The 22,302-nt window shown below is 42.8% G+C and carries 17 protein-coding genes; 3 read left to right on the top strand and 14 right to left on the bottom strand.

Annotated features, from left to right (window positions below; genetic code table 11):
* Positions 1 to 114: 114 nt before the first annotated feature.
* Genes MHI25_RS19400 through MHI25_RS19415 form a run of 4 tightly spaced genes read right to left on the bottom strand, consistent with a single transcriptional unit; the run spans position 115 to position 4,377 of the window.
* Positions 115 to 912 carry a PHP domain-containing protein gene (locus tag MHI25_RS19400; protein WP_305953529.1) on the bottom strand — a complete coding sequence of 266 codons (798 nt, stop codon included), beginning with the start codon at positions 910 to 912 and terminating at the stop codon, positions 115 to 117.
* 34 nt (positions 913 to 946) lie between these two features.
* Complete coding sequence (locus MHI25_RS19405; RefSeq protein ID WP_076100351.1) at positions 947 to 1,780, bottom strand: energy-coupling factor transporter transmembrane component T; 834 nt, start codon at positions 1,778 to 1,780, stop codon at positions 947 to 949.
* Positions 1,767 to 3,509, bottom strand: a complete 1,743-nt coding sequence (locus MHI25_RS19410; RefSeq protein ID WP_339168471.1) for an energy-coupling factor transporter ATPase — start codon at positions 3,507 to 3,509, stop codon at positions 1,767 to 1,769. The genes MHI25_RS19405 and MHI25_RS19410 overlap by 14 nt, the downstream gene beginning before the upstream one ends.
* A complete protein-coding gene (locus MHI25_RS19415) occupies positions 3,502 to 4,377 on the bottom strand; it encodes a cell division protein FtsQ (protein ID WP_340393987.1) in 876 nt (291 codons plus the stop codon). Before MHI25_RS19415 ends, MHI25_RS19410 begins: the two co-directional genes overlap by 8 nt.
* A gap of 181 nt (positions 4,378 to 4,558) precedes the next feature.
* On the opposite strand from MHI25_RS19415, the gene MHI25_RS19420 reads away from it, so the two are divergent.
* The gene (locus tag MHI25_RS19420; RefSeq protein WP_076127116.1) at positions 4,559 to 5,392 is read left to right on the top strand and encodes a MurR/RpiR family transcriptional regulator; all 834 of its coding nucleotides are present in this window, start codon (positions 4,559 to 4,561) and stop codon (positions 5,390 to 5,392) included.
* A 31-nt stretch (positions 5,393 to 5,423) separates the two neighbouring features.
* Here the strand turns inward: MHI25_RS19420 and MHI25_RS19425 are convergent, their stop codons facing one another.
* From MHI25_RS19425 to MHI25_RS19440, 4 genes are all read right to left on the bottom strand, one after another.
* Positions 5,424 to 5,684, bottom strand: coding sequence for a helix-turn-helix domain-containing protein (locus MHI25_RS19425; RefSeq protein WP_036688642.1), 261 nt, complete (start codon positions 5,682 to 5,684; stop codon positions 5,424 to 5,426).
* Positions 5,685 to 5,699: 15 nt separating this feature from the next.
* Positions 5,700 to 6,692 (bottom strand): hypothetical protein, encoded by a 993-nt coding sequence (locus MHI25_RS19430; protein ID WP_339168474.1) that lies wholly within the window; start codon positions 6,690 to 6,692, stop codon positions 5,700 to 5,702.
* Between the two features lie 738 nt (positions 6,693 to 7,430).
* Positions 7,431 to 7,625 carry a hypothetical protein gene (locus tag MHI25_RS19435; protein WP_076127122.1) on the bottom strand — a complete coding sequence of 65 codons (195 nt, stop codon included), beginning with the start codon at positions 7,623 to 7,625 and terminating at the stop codon, positions 7,431 to 7,433.
* Between the two features lie 77 nt (positions 7,626 to 7,702).
* Positions 7,703 to 8,005 (bottom strand): DUF6809 family protein, encoded by a 303-nt coding sequence (locus MHI25_RS19440; protein ID WP_076127124.1) that lies wholly within the window; start codon positions 8,003 to 8,005, stop codon positions 7,703 to 7,705.
* A gap of 105 nt (positions 8,006 to 8,110) precedes the next feature.
* On the opposite strand from MHI25_RS19440, the gene MHI25_RS19445 reads away from it, so the two are divergent.
* Together MHI25_RS19445 and MHI25_RS19450 are read left to right on the top strand one after the other, a co-directional pair.
* Positions 8,111 to 8,329, top strand: coding sequence for a helix-turn-helix transcriptional regulator (locus MHI25_RS19445; RefSeq protein ID WP_076100339.1), 219 nt, complete (start codon positions 8,111 to 8,113; stop codon positions 8,327 to 8,329).
* Between the two features lie 60 nt (positions 8,330 to 8,389).
* On the top strand, positions 8,390 to 8,611 hold the full coding sequence (locus MHI25_RS19450) for a helix-turn-helix transcriptional regulator (RefSeq protein ID WP_339168475.1): 222 nt from the start codon (positions 8,390 to 8,392) through the stop codon (positions 8,609 to 8,611).
* A 93-nt stretch (positions 8,612 to 8,704) separates the two neighbouring features.
* Here MHI25_RS19450 and MHI25_RS19455 read toward each other — a convergent pair whose 3' ends face one another.
* The 6 genes from MHI25_RS19455 to MHI25_RS19480 form a co-directional block, all read right to left on the bottom strand.
* Positions 8,705 to 10,426, bottom strand: coding sequence for a helix-turn-helix domain-containing protein (locus MHI25_RS19455; RefSeq protein ID WP_339168477.1), 1,722 nt, complete (start codon positions 10,424 to 10,426; stop codon positions 8,705 to 8,707).
* A 108-nt stretch (positions 10,427 to 10,534) separates the two neighbouring features.
* Positions 10,535 to 11,311 carry an IucA/IucC family C-terminal-domain containing protein gene (locus MHI25_RS19460; protein WP_340393992.1) on the bottom strand — a complete coding sequence of 259 codons (777 nt, stop codon included), beginning with the start codon at positions 11,309 to 11,311 and terminating at the stop codon, positions 10,535 to 10,537.
* A gap of 1 nt (position 11,312) precedes the next feature.
* A complete protein-coding gene (locus MHI25_RS19465; RefSeq protein ID WP_076275214.1) occupies positions 11,313 to 12,362 on the bottom strand; it encodes an iron-siderophore ABC transporter substrate-binding protein in 1,050 nt (349 codons plus the stop codon).
* Positions 12,363 to 12,766: 404 nt separating this feature from the next.
* Positions 12,767 to 15,343 (bottom strand): glycosyl hydrolase, encoded by a 2,577-nt coding sequence (locus MHI25_RS19470; protein ID WP_340393993.1) that lies wholly within the window; start codon positions 15,341 to 15,343, stop codon positions 12,767 to 12,769.
* Positions 15,344 to 15,778: 435 nt separating this feature from the next.
* Positions 15,779 to 17,914 (bottom strand): protein kinase, encoded by a 2,136-nt coding sequence (locus tag MHI25_RS19475; protein ID WP_340393995.1) that lies wholly within the window; start codon positions 17,912 to 17,914, stop codon positions 15,779 to 15,781.
* Between the two features lie 200 nt (positions 17,915 to 18,114).
* A complete protein-coding gene (locus MHI25_RS19480; RefSeq protein WP_340393997.1) occupies positions 18,115 to 22,302 on the bottom strand; it encodes a TIGR02680 family protein in 4,188 nt (1,395 codons plus the stop codon).

Raw genomic sequence — 22,302 nt, forward strand, 5'->3', positions numbered from 1 at the left:
CCGATAGTTATCTTTGTACATGCAAAAGTAATAAAATCCAGCGAACAACAAAAAGGGTTGTCCCAGTAGCCATTTCATCATTTCATGGCTTATGGAACAACCCTCTTCTATTTTCTACGCCATATATCCTAACTCCGCTTCATCTCTGGAGGGGGCTTCGCCAATTAACTGCTTCAATAGTTTTTTCATCATTACCGAAGCCTTTACTTTGGTATGAAGACACGGAGAAACCTCTATTTCATAGTTCCCTTGTTTGATAGCTTCCTTCAATTCTTCCACAGTTGAGCAGGAGTCTTGCAGACGATTCACAACACTGCCATATTGCAAACACTGATGACTGTCACTGCCAGCAATCACAGGCACACCCAACTTCTCAGCAAAGGGCGTGATCAGGTTCTTATAAGTCTCCACCCCCTGCATGTAAATATCCTTAGCGTTGAAATCAAAAGCGTCTAATCGCTGAAGCAATGCCGGATCCAGTTGATGTAAAGGCGTAGAAGTTCGGAAGGGGTGGGCTCCGATTTTCCAAAGATTATGTTCATCGGCCATATCAAGCAACTGCTTAAACGGTATGAAATTCCCCTCCTGCGTATGCTCATCTAGTAAAGCGCGGACAGCTAGAACATTCTCCTTCAGTCCGATCAACAGGATATGACCTGTCTCCGCGATATCCACTTCCATGCCTGGAAACAGTTTAAGTCCGTTCACATCGTAATAATGCCCGTTATAGGGATAAGTCTGATCCAGCGCATCATACATCGCAAAGAAATTAGAAGTATTAAAATGCTCGGTCAATGCTACAGCCTGTAATCCATTTGCCTTGGCTTCGAACATCATCTCCGCAAAATATTCGGGGGAAAACGTAGATTTTTTAGATAATTTACCATGGGTATGCAGATCAATATTCATCATGTCTAATTCGTCTCCTTTGAGCTTATAAGTTATGTTAATACACCAGTTCAGGGTAGAGATAACCAATACAGAATATCAAGATGACATAAGCAGTGGATCCGGATAAAAAGTACCAGTCGGACCGCTTCATTTTCAAATAAGATAACTTGATCTTCTTCACTTTCTTATTATTAAGCCCGTAGCTAAATCCCCGAGTCTCAAGTGCTTCAATCGTAGTTCGAGAACGTTTAGCTGTGTTCAACATGAGCGGGTAAAATGCCAGAATGACGATTCGCAAATAATACGTTATTGTTCGCCAATAGAAAATTCCATGTTGAAGCGGTCGTTGCCCTCTCAATCTAAAGGAAAGTAGGATCTGATGGAATTCCTCCAGTAAAGTAGGCAAGATACGATAGCCATAAGATAAGCTGAATGCAAAAGTATCAGGGATTCCTAAAGACAGTAAACCGTCACTAAGTCGTTCCGGATCAAGACTAGAGAAAACCGTTATACTCGCCAGCGAAATCACCGAAAGCTTAAGTGTCAGTGTCAGCATAGGCAGCAAGGATTCAATCCCCCCGCCGAAAAAAAGCGACAATATAAACATCCAGCCAATCTGGCTGATTAAGCCGAGACATAATATAAAAATAATATAAGGGCTGACCCGGGAGAGGACGGTCGTTAAAACCATAAGCACGAACATCCCTAACAGGATTGTCCGGTTATGTACAAACCAAGGCACGATGGCAAAAAAGAGATACCAGAGCAGCAGGGTTCGCGGATCCAGCCTGCCCAGAAAAGTGCTGCTGCTGTTATATGCGGTCCCGAGTAACTCCAATTTGATTTGTTCTACAGATATACGGTCAAGTGCCCGTTTAACGGCTTCCATGGATTGCAGCTACCTCCTTCTTTTCCACTAAACTCACAAACTCTTCTAAGCTACTGCAAATTCTTGGGAGACCGAGCATACGACTTAGCTCCATCAATTGAGTCTGGGCCAGACCCGCACGCCGTAAAAGAAGGCCGTCAGCGAAAATTTCATCCTTCGTCCCATCCGCAATTATCCGCCCTTGATGCATTACAATTATTCTGCTGGCCCATTCAGAGACAAGCTGCATATCATGAGTTGCGATGACGACCGTCTTCACATGATTACGAAGCGTCTCCAGCACATGTACCATTTCTTGTTTGGTCGAAATGTCCAGATTAGCTGTCGGTTCATCAAGCAGCATGATGGCGGGTTTAACCGCGGCACCAATCGCCAAGGATACCCGGCGCTGCTGCCCTCCACTTAACAGTCGGGCATCCCGTTCAGCCAGCTCGCTTAAGCGAAATGCCTTTAGCATCTCATCCACTCTTCCATCCGTATCTGGTAGTTTCCGCGCCTTCAGATAATAAGCAATTTCCTTACGCACAGAATCCTCGATAAACATTTCCTCCGGATTCTGGAATACGTAAGCTACCGTACCGGAGAGACGTTCAGGCGGTAGCCCGTTCACCGTCATTTCTTTAACCTTTACGGTTCCAGCTGTAGGTCTGACAATACCAGCAATCAGCTTCATTAATGAAGATTTACCTGCTCCGTTGTTGCCAATAAGAGCAATGGACTCTTCCTGCCCCAGTTCTAGCTGAATTCCATTCAGTACAGGATGCAGCACCTTATGAATCGTACGGTAAGAGAGGTGAACATTCTCCAGCTGAACGATAGAATTTTCTTCTTTTGCAGCTATGGGGAGCTGCTCTTGCATACGTCCGATTGGAAGTGTCTCCTTGGCATCCTGACGAAGCGTCATGCGGGTACTGCCTTCCTCAGCATTTAAGGGAAGCAGCTTTGGCTTCTGATCATCAGGCTGTAGCAGCCAAGCCGCCCGGGTCACATCCGGTGGGTATATGCCCAGCTCTAGCAATTCTTGTACAGATGACAAAGCTTCACGCACAGGCTTCTGCCAGCACATTTTACCCTGATCCATCAGGACAACATTTTTGCAATAATCCGCAATAAATTCCGCATGATGCTCAATCACTACAATGGTCTTTCCATGCTCCTCATTCAAACGCTGCAAAATATCATAGATATGACGGGCATGCTGCGGATCCAGCTGGGCTACGGGTTCGTCGATCACCAGAATTTCCGGATCCATAGCTAGTGCTCCGGCCAGAGCGAGCAGATGTTTTTGCCCACCACTTAACTGCCAAATAAATTCGTGCCTCAAGTCACTAAGTCCGGTTAACGCCAGCGCACGCTCTCCCCGTTCCTTGTAATCCGTAAATCCATAATTCAGAGGTGTAAAAGACACATCATCAAGCACAGTCGGTCGTACCAATTGATTCTCGAAATCCTGATAAACATAACCGATACGTTTGGACAGCTCTGCTACACTTTTTCCATCCGCAGATTGGCCGCAAACTGTCACCTCTCCACTGAAATCACCAGTGTAATAATGTGGAATTAAGCCGTTAAAGCATTTGCAGAGAGTAGATTTCCCGGAGCCATTACTGCCGATGATCGCAATAAAATCCCCTTCTCCCAGTCGTAAGTCTACGTCTTGCAGTACTGGTTGTTCAGCTCCCGGATACGTAAAGTTAATTTTGTTCAATTCAAGAATTGTATTACGCATCTGCTTGACCCGCCTGTCTTTTTCGTGCCGAACGCCGAAGCAGTGCAATAATCGCCGTTGCCGCTACAACAGCCGCTACCAACATACTGAGCCAAATCAAGGTCTTTTCATTCGATTCCGCGCCTGCAAGCTCAAAATCACCGAAGTTCCAGCCCGATTCCGATAACAATTCCGAACCCACCGCTACCATCACTAGAAAGGTTCCGGCAATGACCAGCTTAGGAGATAGCCATGCTCCTGTTGCATATTTCATATTCCGCTCACGTGGCTTCATGCCGAGCAATGGTTCAATTTTTCCATATAAACGCGGAACCAGATACATAGTAGGAATTAGCGCGAACAAAATACCGGAGAAGAGGACATCATTCAAGAACCCTACTCCCTCAATTACAACGATACTTTCTGCCAGCCCTTTAACAGCCTCTAGCTCTTCTACCCCTACCCATACCTTCACAATATCTATAACGGAGCTAAAAAACTGGTGAATCGCCACGCCGGTAATCGCAGCCACTCCAACCTGTCTACGATTCTTCGGATCAGATACCATTCGGCCTGCGGTATACATCGCCAGTGAGAAGGTAATGAATTTCTCTAGCTCCCCTAAACCTCCAAATTGGCCTAACATCAATTCCCCGAAGATTACCTCACCAACAGCTGCTCCGACCGCCGCATATAAGGGGTGAAACAACATACATAATGTCAAAGGAATGAAGGCGAAATATTCAATGGATAATTCAATCGGGCCCAGTTTGATCCCAGGCACTAGCTCGGTAAACATATTGGACAACCCGTAAAGCGACATCGACAGTACAAAAATCATCATTTTTTGTGACTGAGTCAGTGTGTAACGCGTTTTTATCGTGCTCATGAAATATTTGGCCTCCCAATAAGAATTTATCTTCATTATAAGAAGGCCATGTCATCACAGCTTTTTTCATTTGTTAAATGAGAGTAATATTTTTTTCAATATTTTTAACGTTGTAAAAATATTTACAACATATTCACACGTTATATTCTATCTATCGCATCATCATAGGAGGATTGAGAGATTGTATAAAGATTGGAACCATCGCGCTTTTTCGCCTAATCAACGGATAATTGCCGACTTTATTCAAAAAAATGAGCAACGTGTGGTCTATATGACCGAACAAGAAATGGCAGACGAGCTGCATTTGAGCATCGCCTCTGTTTCACGGTTCTGGAAAGCTGCGGGATACAAACATGCCAAAGATTTTAAAAACCGGCTCCGTTTCCGCTTTGAATCCACACCTTCTGTAAAAATGCGTGATGCCATGCAGCGATCAGACGATACCTCACTCCCTCAACTGCTGCTGGACAATTGTTCACATCATTTGCAAGAAACACGCCGCTATTTAAGCGACGATGTACTAAAGCGTGCAGTAGATGCGATATCTACAGCTCGGATTATTTATGTATACAGCCCTGGACCTTGCGCCGGATTAGCAGAGCTAATGATCTATCGAATGGCGCGTTTTGGTCTTCAAATGAAAAAAATGGCCCCCAGCGGCCATGAGCTGCTAGAGACCTTAATGCATGCTGACAAACAAGATGTCTTGCTTGTGTTTGGGTTTGTACAAATACTGCCTGAGATTGAAGTCATACTGAACCATGCACGTGAAGCAAATTACCAGGTTATCCTGATCACAGATAGACTTGTCTACCCGCGATCCCAAGATGCAGATATCGTACTTTATGCGGGGAGAGGTGAGGTTTGGGAGTTCCATTCCATGGTTGGCCCCACCTATATTATTGAGAATCTGATCCTTGGAGTGGGATTAGCGAATAGGGACAGTAGTCTAAGCAAGCTGGATAAATTGCAGCAATTGCGCGCGCAGTATGGGGGGAAGCTCCCGCGGAGTTAGGTTTAGATTTGACTGCAAGGATAAGGGGAATTTAATTCATTCCTAAAGCTTCTTTAATTTGTGGGATAGATAAACCGTTTGCTTTCATTTCTTTGATCCAAAGAATGCGCGCGACGGTTTCTTCTCTTTTATATCTGCGTGTTAAATTCTCCTCTGCCTGTTCAAAGGGCAGCATGCCTTCTTCTGTATAATGTTTGAGTGTACTATAACGAGCATTTGTGATTCTTACTAATTCCCCTATCGATACATATTCTGACGCCATAATATTCTCCATGGATCGTTGTCTAGACATTGATAACCAACTCCTTTACAGCGGGCGCTTCGGAATAAGACGCACACCTTGAATTGGCACTTTCATCATTACAAAATGTGGGATCGCATCGTAGAGCAAATTATCAATTTTAAGAGTCGCAATCGATCCTCTCTCCAGCACCTTAACTTCATGTCCATAGGACATTAATCTTGTAATAACTGCGTCTAACCTTTGATTAGAATTATCAAACCAGGACTCTGTTTCTATAAAGACAGCTCGTGATCGCTCAAGGGCAGGAAAGATAAGATTGAGACTGCTGCCGATAAAAGTCTTCGCAAACTTTGTCTTCAATGCTAAAAAACGTTTGATACCTAACTCAACTCCCTGGCGAATTTGTATAGGAAACAGCGCCTTTGCCCATAAGTTACTTTGGTATAGATCATGTAATTTGATATTCACCTCTTCTAATTCGTTCAGCGAGAAGAAATCATGCATACATCCACATTCACGAAGTAGCCATAGCATACAAATGACCTGATCTGTTACTGGGCCCTCTTCCAAAATCTCTGCCCGCATATTCTCTGTAATGCTCGTGTACGCCTCCATATTACTGCGATAGGCTCTAATTTCAACTTCAGCAGAATCAAAATACATGTCGCTCCCTATCAGGCTTGGTATATCTTCAAGCAAATTCATTGCTTGAAGATAATCTGAAATCGCGGTTTCGAACTTTTTTAATTGATGGTTAGACTTCCTCGAAGCCTTCTTTAACCACCAATTTAGGTCACCCGTTACCTCAGCACTATTTTGAAGTAAGGGTTGTAGAACAGTTTCTCTATAGAGTGTTGAATGAGATTGATCAAGTGCTTCCTTGTGCAAAGTTAACTTGTTCTCAGATTGTGTAAAACATCCCTCTAAGTAAAGCTCCAATATAACCGCTGCTGCCATGCAGCGCAAAGACACTTTCTTAACAGTAGTCATCTGAAGACTTCTCTGTGCATTAAGCGCGATCAATGAAAAACTTGGTGCTAATTTAAGATCCATCATAACCATCCACCCCTATCCATTAATTCGTATTTACAGGATGATATTTATTCCGTATGGTGAGCGTTTGATTAACTTACTACTTACTACTTACTACTTATCACTTACAATACACCATCTTTACAATAATTGTCAATGGTCTGGAATAACGTAAAGAAGGCCCTGCCCTTAATGGTCAAGCCCCGATTTTACAGGCACCAAAAAAAAAGACCCTAGGCTATAAGCTGCTTCCGGTAATCAACCAGGGTATCTTAGAAACAGGAGGATCAGTTCTAACGGGAATTTATGCAGCCAATGAAGCAATTGGAGCATCCAGCTGGTCACAAAAAAGAAGTCGCCTTGTAAAGCTAAATAAAGAAGGCTGGCCATGTGAGCCTGCCTTCTTTATTCACTCAGATCAATAAGTAATTTGGTTAACTCTAGATTTTCAACCTTGTCTTCTTTGACGACAAAGGCAAGGGAAGGATGATAGAATCCTTCGTCAAGCTTGATAACGTTCACCCAATAGTTAACAACACCATCTACTTTCTTTTCGCTGCGGGATGCCTCAGGGATAGCTGCAATGATATCCTTTTCACTGCTTCTGATACCGATATTTTTATCCGTCCTAAGCGAAGAAAGAGAGCTAATCGGTATATCAACTACGCCTCCGACTGGCTTAGTTTCTCACTACGGTAAAACTGATCGTCAAATTATCTTTTTCATATAACCAGCGCATGTTAAGAGGTTCCCCCACTTCCGTCATCCGTTTCGAATGAATTCCCGCTCCGCTTTTTTCAAATGCTTTAATGAATTTTCGAAAGAATATGGAATCTTAGTCCTAAGTTTAGAGAGTTTTTCAACCTCTCCCATAGCGATAGCTTCCTTAATAGCAGGAACCAACTTCGCTTGAATAATGCCCCAACTTTCTGCCTGAAGAAGTTCGTCTATCAACATATGCGGTTTGGAATATTGTTCAATTTTTGTTCTCCTCTTCTCGATTTCTACCCTCTAATAGCTCTATCTTTATTTTTTCAAGACATAGCTTCTCCCTTAGAGTGTATAAGTTCATCCTTATGTTCTAATACTTCTATTATCATAGCAGCCCCCATTCTGAATCCGAGAGTATAGGCGGAAGCGGATGAGATAGAGTTCTGCATGCCACTCAGATCCAAGGCTTGTTCAATCATAGTAAAGTCTTCTATAGATAACTTTGCTTTTAGGATGTCCATAAACTCTGAGATTAGCTTGGAGTTCTGTATATACTCGGGATCGCGTAAACACAAAAGTTCACTTGGACAGATTTTCCCGTAATATAAATCCTCCAAAAGACTCACCAGTCATCCCTCCCAAATCATCTCTTCAATCATCTTAGCGAATTTATCGCTAAAAATCAATAGCGAATAATTCGCTAAGATATGCTTGCCTTGGAGGTGTTTAGTATGTATCAACGTATCCGAGATTTGCGCGAGGATAAAGATTTAACTCAAACCCAAATGGCAGAGTATTTGCAATGCAGCCAGAGGATTTATAGTAATTATGAACGCGGTGATGTTGATATTCCCACGGCCATTCTGATTAAGCTAGCAGATTATCATAAGACGAGTACTGACTATTTACTAAACAGAACGAACCAAAAAACTCCTTACTCTAAAAGTTAAATTTAAAGAATGAGTAGATATCGCAGTTTTCAAAGGATTTCATTCTTATGCTGATGAGCATTGTACACAGGAATCTGTGATTTACGCGAAGACAAAGATCTGACACAGCAACAAATAGAGGAGCTTTTACATATTACACAAGCCACCTACTCCCGCTATGAAAATGGAATTTTGGATGTTCCGAGCGCCGTTTTAATTACGCTAGCTAATTTCTATAAAGTAAGCATCGACTATATTTTAGGTCAGACAGATAATTCTAAATGCTATCCCAACAAAAAATAATCCACAGCACAAACAAGCTCCTGTGATAATCACAGGAGCTGTTCACGTTTAGGCTAAAAATAGCCTGAAATTAGGGGATTCTCTTAGATACGCTCAGGCCAGCAAGGTACGGGCTACCTGATCCACAATGTAATTGATACCTGTCGGTCCGTAGCAGCCGATCCATGTAGCGGCATCTACCGGGTATATATACGGCCGCTCATCGGAATCCAACATCCCTCGGACGCTTTGCTCTGTCGCAGATATCCCCTCCTGCATCATCTCGTTACTAAGTAAAAAATAATGGCTGGCATGCACAGCCGGCAGTCTATCAACTGTAATATGATAAGCCGTGTCGGAAGTGTCTGCGACAAATAGAGGAGCTGGCAGACCAAGATCCCGGTACAGCACGGCACCTGTGCGATGGGAGGCAGTATGCACCCGTACCAGCGACTCACGCGGACGGATCAAGGCCACGCTCTGACCCGCCAGCGCCGTTGCAAGCTGCTCAGACAGCAATGCTGTTCGGCGCAGGTAATCCGCAATAATACGCTCCACCTCTGTCCGCTTGTCCGTCAATTCACCGAACAGGCCCAGAATCGTCTGCCAGCTCTCATTCCGTTGAAACATTAGGGTTGGCGCAATCTGGCTTAACCGTTCATAATGCTGAGCATGCACCTCAGTACAGACAATCAAATCCGGCCGCAGCCGTTCAACAGCTTGCAGGTCCGGGTACTCATAAGTTCCGAGCATTTCCGTTGTCTTAAGCCTTTCCCTGATATATTGGGGGAATTTTAACGCTGCACTACCCGTTCCTACACTCCCTGCCGGAGATATCCCAAGCGCAAGCAAATGGTCTGCATATTGAACGTCGAGTACGGCGATACGCCTCGGAGAAGCGGTGACGCAATATTCGCCTCGCATATGACAAATTACCGGGCCTTGCAGCGACTGGTACGATGAGGCCAGGCGATCCGGCAGCCCAGAATATGCTGAGAGAGCACCGATCCCTGAAGCAGCAGTGCGCCTGTAGATCTGCGGGGGAACTCCGTGATATTTCTTAAATGCCCTGCTAAAGTAATACATGTCGCGATAGCCCGTTTTTTCTGCAATTTCGCCGATGGGAGCATCCGTATGACGCAACATCCGCTCGGCACTCTCCATCCGCAGCTGGATTACATATTCCATCGGTCCTAGTAACTTCTCCTGTTTGAATCGCCGCTGTAACTGTCTTGTACTGCATCCGGCAAGCGCTGCCAGCTCCTTAAGCTCCAGCTCCTGACGATAATGCCCCGCTATATAGGCAGCGACAACATCCACCATATCCGCCTCTGTGCCTTTCTGACCACATTCATACTCCATAATAAGCTCGTAAAGCATTCCTTGCAGTAGCGCATTCGCATGGAAACGCTCCAGCCCTTCGCCCCGGCTCCATTTGGCTTCGATTTGTTCCGCAGTCTGATGCAGTTCAGCCAGGAGCACAGGACGGTGAACAAATGAAGTGCGTAACGGGTGATTGCGCTGCGGAAACAGAACATGGGCAGCCCCCAACATTGGAAAAGCCTTGTACATAATAACGGTATAATGAATGGTTTCTGATCCAGCAGTCAAAGTAAATGCTGATCCCTTGACTGCGTGACAAGCGAAATAGGCCTGGATATGGCAAATTTCGCCATTCATCACAAGCCTACCTTCCCCGCCGCCTGCCAGCAGCAACACATTGGCTGTTAATCCGGTTTCGCTCATAACGCCGCCGGGTGGCAAAGTACCGCTGCGCACATCAAGCATCTTGATCGTTGTATCACTCCATAAACTTGCCTGTTCTTTCAGCGGCATTTCTCTCATCTCCTGACAATAGCATCCTCTGTTAAACGGGCGCACTCGAATAGGATTACATGCTTTAGTGAAAGCGCGTCCGCAACAAAAGTGAATGCGTTGCTGTTGTCATTTTAATTGAGATTCATTCTCATTGTCAATTTTCGGACATTTCCCGCAATATTCCGCCGACATCCTGTAATAAAAACAGCAGGTGATACGTTTCTTTTTTGCAACCGGAGCTAGGTCATTGTTCTCTGTGAACCGGGTAAATGGATTGCGTCTTGCGCCGAACAATTGTCCGGGAGCTATCCGGGTCAGGAAGGCAAAATCTGCTTGTATTCGTTGCCTTTCTTGCCCTAATTCACCTGTTCTAGGAGAATACAGCGGAGCAATACGTACCATAATATTCTCCCAAAGTACTGCCATGGAGACGGGACCAATTGCAGCAAGCGTATGCAGCAGCGGCGCAAGACGTACCGCGAAAATTTCCTCTACGATCTCTTCTCGCCACGCTTCCCTGTCTTCCGGTGCCGCCGTCGCTCGAAGCCCGTTCAGCGCAAGGAAAGGAAAACGCGTATCCCCTTTAAAAGCTGAGGAAGCCGGATGATAGAGGAAGCAGTTCTCCAGCGGGATGGAGACTTCCCGGTTATGAAGGGTCATAGCGGTCAGCATCGGCGCGATCCACAGATAACCGATCCGCTTGGCCAGCATGGAAGCGGCAACCTGCATATCAGGCGCACCGATATAACCCTTAAGCCAGCTTACATATTCGCGGCATGCAGCTTCTTCGTGCAACTGGCTAAGGGCAATTGTCCGAACGTTTCCTTCAGGCGGTTCACCTACCCACAGACGGTATTCCTCCGCCATTTGCTTCCAGGTGGCAGACGACAGATAGTTGTCCATTTTAATGCGATCCCAACAGCGCTTCCGCGGTTTGATCTACAATAATATTGAGGGCAATTGGCCCATAATAAGCGATCCATAGCGTTGAATTCACATTGTATACGCGGTTATTTTTAACGGCATCATGAGATTTCCAGACCGGACTGTTCGCCATTGCCTCTGCCTCTTTGGCAAACAATTCATCCGATAACAGGAAATAGTGATCTGCTCCGATATCAGCGATGGTCTCCATCGAAATTTCAACGGAGGTATCATCTTTGATCTCCTGAACGAATGCAGGGATATTCAATCCCAAATCCTCATAAAGAATGCTTCCGGTCCGATGTTCGGGACCGTGTACGCGAATACCTTCCGGTCTTGGGCGAATCAGAGCTACCGTTTCGTCACCCAGCTTCGCCGACAGCTGTTCCCGCAGTCCGACGATTTTGTCCTCGTAGGCTTGACGCACTACCTTCGCCTCCGCCTGCTTGCCCGTTATCATACCGATGGTAGCCGATGTATCCCGCCAATCTTCATAGAAGTCGAGTACTATTGTGGGCGCTATTTTACTGACGCTGTCATACACCTGCTCCTGAAAGTCCGTCATCAATATAAGATCCGGATTCATCGCTACAATAGCTTCAAGATTGGGCTCATCGCGTGTGCCCAGGACCTTCACATCACCCAATTGTTCACTTAAATATTCTGGAAACTTTGCATCTTTCGCTCCAGCCACAACGCTGCCTGCCGGATGCTCGCCTATCGCTAACAATTGATCGACGAATTTCACATCAAGCGCGGCGATGACCTTCGGCTTCTCAGTCAGCGTATATTCGCCCTTCATATGCGAGATGGTAACCGGGAAGGCTGCAGTCTGAGCCTGTGTCTCAGATGTAGGTGACGGCTCGGCTGAAGCAGATGGCAGTGCGGCAGTGCCCGCATTTGCTCCACCTCCAGTACCGCAAGCCGTTAGCACAAGTACCAGCGCCATCATCCATATCATTAATAGTCCTGCTTTTTGGGCAGCTTCTACCTTTCTAACGGTTGCTTGCCTCTTCTTTGTTCTTTTCATGCTGTCTCCCCCTTACGTATGATAATGATTTTCATTATCAGATCAATAAAGCGAGTATAATCTATCTTCACACTCTATTTCCATGTACTTTTGCGACATTGCAGCCGGATTAATGCGACATTGCACAACATAGGAACGACTCAGGAGAACCACGGCTGGCTACAAAAATTCCACAGAAGCACCTAAATCCCTAATTTTAACAAAAATTTCTTTGCTCCTGTTCTGAAAATAGCCAACACAGTCGATGGTAATCTCGCTCAATTCAAGCTTTTCCTTCTCCAGAAACTGATCATCGAGCAATCTGGCTACTTCAGAAATGGTTCTTCCATTGCACTCCCTGCTTCTTCCCAAAATGAAAAAAGGTATCTTTGTATTACACAAAGATACCTTTTTTCATTAAAAGCTTACGGCTCAATCCCCCACACAAGCTGACCATTCATATACCCGGTGACCTGTTCATTGTTGATGAACTGACTGCTGGATGCCTTGAACGAATAATCATTAGCCTGGTTGTAATTGGACCAGTCGGTTTTGGAGAAACGGGTTTGAATTTCTGCGCTCTGACCTGGATTAAGTGTTCCAGCCGAACTCGTGAAACCAATTTCCAAAACATAATCTGCACTGGCAACAGGAGTCGCCAGCTTAACGAAATTGCCGGTTACATTCGCATTTCCGATGCTGGCCCAGTCGATCCAGAAACTCTGATCTTTCTCGCCATCAATCGTATAGTAATACCGGACCTTCACATCACTTAGTTGAATCGCTGAATCACCGGTATTGACTACTTTGATTTTGGGTGAAATCCCGTTGGTGGAGGCACTTGTGTTGCCATTAAAAGCTTGGACCGTCAAATCTCCAGTGGGTACTGGAACACTGCTATCCGTTACGTTCACTGTAAGAACAGCATTATTTCCTCCATTAAAATGAAAGGTTAGGGTATTCTGTCCCAGCGGCAGCGTGGAAAGATAGGATTTTTTCAGAACAACAGCAGCGCTTGATGCCGTATAATCCTGACCCGATAGAAGTGTGGAACTTCCATTTGTGATACTTGCAAGCTGGTGTCCATTTAAGGTAAGGGCTACGGAAATATCCTGGGCTAGATTCGCTGCTTTATCAAATGCAGCGCTCACGGGCGCAATGGATGCGCTTGGCGTGGAATCGACAATTTTCACTTTTAATACGGGATCTTGTCCTTTATTAAAATCAAAGATGATCGAATGCTCGCCAACCGGCAGTGTCGCCAGAAATGCTTTTTTGAGCAGCAGCGTATTTCCACTCAAGGTATAATCCTGAGTCGCTGTCAATGCATTGGCGCCTGTCCGGAGAGCGGTTAACGTATTGCCGTTTGAATTCACGGTGATGGCTTTGTCATTCTGATTGGAGGCATTTTTATCAAATTCGACGTTTGCAGGTGTGATAGACGCACTTGGAATTGGATTGTTAGCCTTCAAATCAGGCAGCTCATCGAGCGTGATTACATAATTGCTTTGGTACAGCGTTGTTAAGGTGGCCGGATAATTAAAGGCGGAACTCATGAGATGCTCACCATACCACGGTAAGAAATAGAGCCAGCCCGATTTTTCCTCTGTCAGATTCTGAACGCTTGGAACGGTGTCGTTCTCCGTCATGGCTACCATTTTCTTACCGCCGGTTAAATCAACAAGCTGATAGAAAATCGAGGTAATCGCGTCCTCATTGGGAACACCAGACAAACCGTCATAGCGGTTATAGATCGTGTTGTATTTATCATAGCCTACAATATCCACCTGATCATCGCCGGGATACCATGCGGGAGAAGTGCTGTACACATAGCTGTTGTAGGTCCAGATCAAATTGTGCAGACCGTACGTTTCTGTAAGTTCAGTATAGAGCAGGTCCCACAACTGCTTGTACACCTCCGAGCCTGCCGAAGCCCACCAGAACCATGCACCTTCTCCATTCAATCCACCGTTGCCCTCCGCCTCATGGAAGGGTCTGAAGATAACCGGCACATTGTTATTTTGCAGAATCTGCAGTTGCTCCGCCAAATCCCCAATGGCCAGTTGTACATATTGGTATTCTTTCGTACCTGGAACTACCGCATTGGCTGTATTAAAATTGGTTTCTGTCGGCTTGTAGGTGGCTTTCTTCCAATCTACAAATTCCCCGAGCTGATAGGCGGTGAAATCTCGGGGTACAGTGATATGCCAGCTGTTTGTCGCGATCCCGCCCCGGTTATTCACCCAATCGATCATCCGGGCGGTCGTACCATCCTCCCAGCCGTAAAGCGGATTGTAGTTCATCAGATCAAATCCGCGGATCGCCGGATACTTTCCCGTTAAATTGTGAATCCAATCAAACTCCAGCTCGGAATTGCCGTCATTTCCGCCTCCGTAAATCTCCTGCTGACCAGAGATCATATGATTGCCGTAAACCTCCGTTAAATAATTCATCAGAAGCTGAGTTTCCGGAGTGGCTTGAGTATCGCTGAGGACAGGTTGCACATCCAGGGGATCAAGATCGGCATAATCCACCGTGAAGGTATCAAAATAAGCGAAACCCCAGCCAGCCTTCAGTTGAATAGTGTTGCTGCCTTGATTCAGCTTGTGATAGCCAAAATCGAAATTCGACCACGTGGTCGTATAGGGCAGCATATACGACCCCTTCGTAACGCCGTTAACGGCCAAAGATTGAAGCCTGCCGTCAGCACTGAGCTCCTGCATATAACGTGTGGAGATCGTATACATGCCGGTTTCCGGAACTGTCACTGTGAAGGTAATTGTACCGGAATTCTGCATCCAGACAAATCCGCTTCCAGAGTATCCGGGTTTGGGCTGTCCGTAAATTTGGGTCGTCACTTGAAGATCGGAGGTGAGCTGAGCATTTTCGCTTTCAATTGTGAAAAGTGCGTTGTCTGCATGAACGGGCGGCGCTGTCATCAATCCAAGTAGCAGAGTAAATGCCAGCATCATTGTGATTGCCTTCTTGAGCAAATTTTTCATTTCCACCTTTCCTCCCTATGTTAAATATGGTAAATAAAAGTTAAATATACCATCTCTTGGATGCGCTTTCATAGATAAGATAGCATATATTCCATATTTTGTAAATCTATCAAATCGAGAAATTATCCACATGCAAAAAAACTCCAACCAATATTTATTAGGAGGAGTTAAATAACATTGATTCATACAAACATCCCATCAATGAGAGGTACGTGTGGGTCAATAAGTAGATATACTCAATAATACGAAGACGGGCCTGGTTTTTGCGCTTGGCGATTTCAAAAGCTTAATTGGATCAAGGCAACCAGTTCACCAATTTTTTTACATGTTGCAGCAAATATGACAACTTTTCTTTGGCTAATCTATTGGGTAAAGTATTGCTTAAGCTCAGTTTAGCTAAAAAGGTGAGGTAGGACTTGAGTTGGAAGTTTTCAACTAGTAATCATTCAATACTCCTTGTATCTCATGAGGGTATTCAATTTCCTGTAACAAACATTTCAGCAAATCACGATAATCCGAATAATTTGTTTCAATTATAAATGCTACTTGTTGAGCTATTAAAGTAAAACTATTCATTGACACTAGGACACCAACAAGTAATGATTGCGCCATAAGATTATTAAATTTTAATGCAATATTCATTAATATCCTTGTAACATTTATTTGTAATGCTATATTTTGTGTCTCATAGTAAATACAATCTATAAGTAAAGATACGTGATCCCAGTCCGCTTCATTATTATTTGATATATTGGATATATTAGATATATTTTCTTCAGTCATCTGTACAAAAGGAATCATTAGTGCGTCATATTTGGCACACTCCACAAATACATTTATCGGAATTGATTTGAATGGTACTATAAACTTTTCAATAACCCTATCAGAATCCTCAACTTGAACTGATGCAATACACTTTAAAACATAATTAACATCGGCCGAGAAATCTCTAAATTCATAATTTTCCAAACTATAAAACGGAAAATTTTCTTTTCTCATACTTTTTCTATCCATAAGATTAATGTCGTCAATAAGTTCTTTAGTTGTCTGATACCGTTTAGTACGCTCCTCCTCCATAGCCTTCATAACAATTAGCTGATATTTTACTGTCTTCCTGTATCGTTCTTCTGGTGAATTCCCACTTAATAAATAATAGAGCATTGCACCTAATGAATAAATATCAGATAAATGATCAGCACTCTTCAAACTGTTTAATTGTTCTGGTGCGGTATAACCTGCTCTTCCATAACCATAAACAAAGAGTCCTGTTGATTTCGATTGCGATCGCTTATCTTTTGCTAGTCCAAAATCAGCAACTTTTACTACTATAGTCCCGTCACTCTCTTTAAATAACAAGATATTATGAGGAGCTAAATCTCGATGGCTAATTTTTCGGTCATGAAGATAAGCTATCCCACTCAAAATATCTTTAAAAATACTTATTCTTATATCTTCCGATATATTGGAATTCAGTCCCAACCATTCATCTAATGAAGCTTCTGCCAAAGGCATTGTGAAAAGGAATGGCTCATTCACTAGTTGCATTTTGCTAATTTCAATTATATTTCTATGAGAAGCTTTCTCTTTTAGAAACTTTACTTCTCTTTTGAATCGGAGATAATGATCGTCTCCTTCTACTTCATTATTTTTAAACATACGGGATCTTTCGAAAAGAACTTTACCTGCTAATTCTTTTTTTAATATAGGATCAAACACTCTATATACTTCTGCAAAGGATCCTTCACCAATCTTTTTTAAGGGAATTAATTGATAATCTCTTTCCTCTTCATTATCTAAAATCCATAAACGATTTGTTTTTTTAGTAGCATCTGCACAGAATAAAATATTATTCCCTTTTAAAATATCTTCAATCTGTTCTTCATTTGGGTTTGGAATGAGCTCGGTTCCTAATGTCAAATGATTTAATACTTGTAATGCAAACAACAACATTTTACCGCCATCAGATTTAGGACTGAAGTAATCATAATCACCAGTTAGCTCATAAGCAAGCATTGGTAAATAGATGTTACTCTTTAAAGGGAGGTAATTAAATGTTTTATTAATTAATTCGAGCAAATGTTTTAAGAAGTCCGGCCTCTTTTTGTGCATAATATGAATAAATGGTGCATTTTTATAAGTCTTGATAAATAAAATAAATTGGTAGAATGAACTTTCCATCGTATAATCACTCAAAAGTGTTTGGAAAAATTTCTTCTTTTCCGTATCATAACGCTGCTTGTCTTCACTTTTTGAAGTTAATTCCCCCCCGTAGTACATTTTTAATAAATCATTTAGATCATATCCATCGAATAATTCTCGATACTTACTATTCCGAATTTCCTTTTCAATTTTGCCAGCGGCAATAGGGATTATCTTCTCATTTCCATAAGCTCCACCAAAAAAACCGTTTAATACCCGCAATTCATCAGATGTTGGATCTTTAAGATTAACTTTCGTACTTCTGGTAATTCTTCCATAACTTCTGTATTTTTGACGAAAAAGCAAGAACACTCTGTTAAAGCCATCGATGTTCCGGAAAATCTCGACTAATTGCTGTAACGATGATTCCATCTATCCAGTTTCCTCCGTTATGTTTTTCTATAAGCTTTTAGCAAGCATATTATGCTAAGTTCTTTTGTCTTTTAAGAAAACGTAGTGGTAATAGAAAACCCCATCATCTTGTCACATTATTCCACATAACTTTGTCCTATTTGCCGCCTTCATGAAGAATCTCATTCACAAATGCTACAAGTGGTGAACGCCAAAATAACTCAAAACAATGTAATCTGAGCAAGCGAAGATCGAACATCCTCGATTGTTTCATAAGGCTCTTCTACACGTGTCTTCTTAATACCATTCCATGAGTATGAAATTGAATTAACAAGATTTGAATTCCCCATTCGATTCAGAACATAAATCGACAGATCAGGCACTACATCGAAACATCCCCATAAAGATTGAGAGTTTAATGTGTAATCAAAGTCGTACATCTCAATAACTTTGAATGCTTCTTTGATATTGTTATCATCTACGCCTGCAAACGCTTCGTCTAATGCAAATATACGAGGAGCTTCACAGTGAGCATTTTGCAAACGTGCATCAACAGCTGCTAGAAGTGGCGTATACATCGCCATTGCTCGCTCACCACCAGAGAATGTGTTGTAATTGCTTTTCTTCATTTCTTTACGCTTTTCACCTGTTTTTTCGTAGTAAATAATGAACTCATACCATTCTCGATAATCCAAGACTGACTTAATATCTTCCATGAAGGTCGATGTACCGCTCAACTCAGCTTTACGTTTCGCCTCATATACCTTGGAACGAAAATGCTGGGCTATCCTTTTCCTATCGGGATCCGCAAGCCACATAGGATCCTTCTCTAGAAATCGAACTAATTCTAGTGTATCGAGTTCTTGTTCACTGTCAGTCTTTTTCGGTGACCACTCAACATCAAACTTCAGTCCACTGGAGTTCTGCGTCTTTTCCATTATTGTATTGATACGTGCTACCCATTCTTTTGAATTTTGAATTTTGTTTTTTATGGTTTCTCCCAAATGATTAATTAGGATGTCTTCGTAAATCTCACGGTCCTTTTCAGCCATTACCTCTGCAAGCGTTTTATCTTGCTCGGTCAGTTTGATTTTGGCAAATGAGGGCGAAACACGACGCGACTGATACTCTAGTGTAATTTTTTCACGTCTGGCTATCATTTTAAGAATTTCCACACGACTTTCATCTTCAATAGCCATATGAGAAAAATCGACTTCAAATTCTAACGGCTCCATTGTTAAATTGTATTCTGGTAAACCCTTGTCCGCATCCGAAAAGACATTGCCTAACTCGCTTTTATTTTTTACTCTATCCTTTTTCGAGAGGAGCTGCCCGAACTTGGACATGATAATCTGAGCAAGTGATTCCGTATCTGATTCGAATTCAAGCCCAAATTTTCCACTGAATTCTTTTACATCTTGAAACAAAGCAATTTCCCATGCCAAAACAAACTCTTGCATAAAAAGTTCTTTCTGAGCACCAGTCGAAAGACGGTCACGAAGATTATTTAAATCGTTTTTCAGTTCACTAAGTTCCCTGTCCAGTGCCCTTTGGTCTATTGGAAATTGTTCCAGTTTATCGTTAATACTTTGGGCAAGCTTACGAACATTATCCGCGCCAATATCTTGTAACCGCTTTTCATAGCTTTCTATCCGTGTTTCTATGCTTTTGATTCGCCCATCAAGTGACAGAACGTCGGCCCTTGCCACATCCACAACATCTTTAAAAGTACTTATCTTGTCATCTTGATTCTTTAGAAGACTTTGTTTATCCCCTCTGGAACGATAAGAACTCTTCAGATTTGATAACGCTCGCTCAAAATTTCGTAAGCCATCACACGCATCATTTACGGCTTGTTCATTTTTCTCGATAGTGATATCTTCGAACTCTACATTTAGGTTCCTGATTTGTGTCTCCACTCTGATGTTCAGTTCCTTGAATTTTTCATTTAACGACGAGATCTCAGGCTCCAACAATTCTGCAATGCGTTTTGCAACGACTTCAAATTTTTCTTTGGCATCCATTAGAGCCGGAAATTTCGGGCATGACCGGTACTCAACTTCAATTTTGTTTTGTCGCGTTTTACTTTCATTAGAAAGTACTTCAAGCTTATCGATTTCAAGCTTAAGAGCAGCAATCTTTTCTTTTAACATTGCAATTATACGAAGCCGCTCTTGTTCCCGTGCATGCTTTCCAATATATTTGGCTACACCATACTGAGAAGCAGTTCCAGCTATAAAAGAACCTTTAAATGATCCATCAGCCGTTACAAAATGGACGTCCTCATCAGAAACCGAAATCCCCTTCAGAACTGCTAGCACATCCTCATGACTCACATCGCTAGTAGCCGAAACCGAAACATCTAGATACTTTGTTAGATTGTTTGGTACCTGAGCCTGATGAGTACTAAGAACCGTTCCAGACAACGCTTCGTTATAACGGTTAGCGGGTACAATCAGCGAAGTTAGTATACCAGTTTCGGTAAGTACCGATTCCAAACTTGACTTCTGCTCCTCAGTAAGATTCTTTTTGAAATCAACCATAGCGTAAAAAGGTACGTACGGTATCCCTTTTTCTTTGAACTCCCGCACCTGGTTCTCCTTGGCTATCGGAAGTTCAGGTTCAATTTCATCAGCTCCCTCAAGAACAACGACTTCTTCTTTAGTAAGATCTCTTTCTTCAACCTTTGATCGAATTTGTGCTCCTAGCCATGCTTGCTCCTTAATGCATTGGGACACTTGTTCTTCGCGCTCACCCGAGATTGGCAACATCAATTGCTCCTGAGTCACACTTTCCAGATATCCATTAAACATCCGTTTCACACTCGTACTACTATTAACGCTAAGCACAAGAGCTGTTAATTCATTCATCCAGTTTTCAAGCTCTATATAAGCGTTGTTTCGTTCCATATCATAGATATTCGCAAGAGAAGTGCGCCTTTCTCTTTCGTTTTCAAGAGCGCCTTGTTTCACTTCAATTTGTTGTCTCATACTATCTAGATCGCGCTTCTTTTGGTCCAACTCTTTAATTCGTTTGAGAAGTCCCCCAAGTCTTTGAAGTCTGATTCGTATTTCAGACTCCCAATTTATAAAAAGATAATCCCCATTGTTTTCATTCCGTTTGAAATGGTCAGAAAATACCAGATAGATGTCTTCAAATGCCGAATCTATCCCCAGTTCCTCCAGACTCTCGAACGCGACTTTAAGTTCTTTATCAATTGCCCACAATTCATTTTCAATATTACGCCGTTCGCTATTAGCATCTATTAATGATTTTTCATTTAACTCATAGCGATTCTTTTTGACTGATTTCTCATTCAATATTCGTGCTAGCTCTTGTCTGGCAGATTGAAGAGTATCATCCAAATCCACTATTTTATCATGCCCCAATTCCTGTCTTGCTTGCTTCAACCCTTCAATTTCACGTTCAATGTTTCGGAGTTTTTGCTCTGTCTCATCATAGTCAACGCTCTTGGTCTCAATATCTCTTTGTACTCTCTGATGTTCCAAAGCAATAGTATCCCACGTATTTTTGCTTTCCAAATAATACTTAGCCTTCTCCGCAAATACGTATGAAACATAATCGTCATAACCTTTATCCAGTTTCGTTGCAAAACCAAGGTCATTTTGAGTTTTTAGAATTTCCCGCTGTGTTTGGTCTTGTGCTTCCACGGTAGTGGTTAAAGCGGACAATTCATGATCGGATAATGGCGGTAATGATTCGTTCAAAGTTTCTTTTAAATCGTCTGGCCCTCCTCCCTTGGTTAACTTAGGGCTCTTAAGCCGTACGAGTACATCGGTAAAAAGCTTAAGTCCTGTTACATCCGGAAACTTGAACAGATTCTTATTAATCAGTTCCGCATAATCTTTACTATCAACGATAGTACCACTCTCGCCAATTGCTGTCGTTATTTGTTTTCTATCTAAGGGAATTTGCTCCGGTGAATCATCTAGTACTTCTACCTTATAGAGTGAGATCGGATTTGGTCCACGCCCAATACGCCTATGACGGTCATGAATCACAAACCCCCAGGCATCTTCCAACCTTCTGTTTTTCCGTTTGGAATGTAGTCCAAATCCCGTCGTGATATACTGCTCCGTGTTCGTCAACTTATATTCAATCACAACATAACCAATGCGCTCAATAATGTCCTTGTTTAACGACTCTTCTCCAAGCAAGATGTCATAAAACTTGCGGTCACTTGACTCAAATGGATCCAACCGCTTAGGATCTTTGTTTCCATCTAGCATGAATGTAAAAAGTGTATTCATGGCAATCGACTTTCCCGCACCATTATGACCACGCAGTAACAGTCTTCCGTTCTTGAAGTAATATTCTTCATAATTAAAATACCAATAGTTAAATAGGATGAAGCGATGAGGCTTCCAACGCTGTGTATGATTAGTCAT

It is taken from the genome of Paenibacillus sp. FSL E2-0177, from assembly GCF_037992975.1.
Classification (GTDB): domain Bacteria; phylum Bacillota; class Bacilli; order Paenibacillales; family Paenibacillaceae; genus Paenibacillus_AQ; species Paenibacillus_AQ odorifer.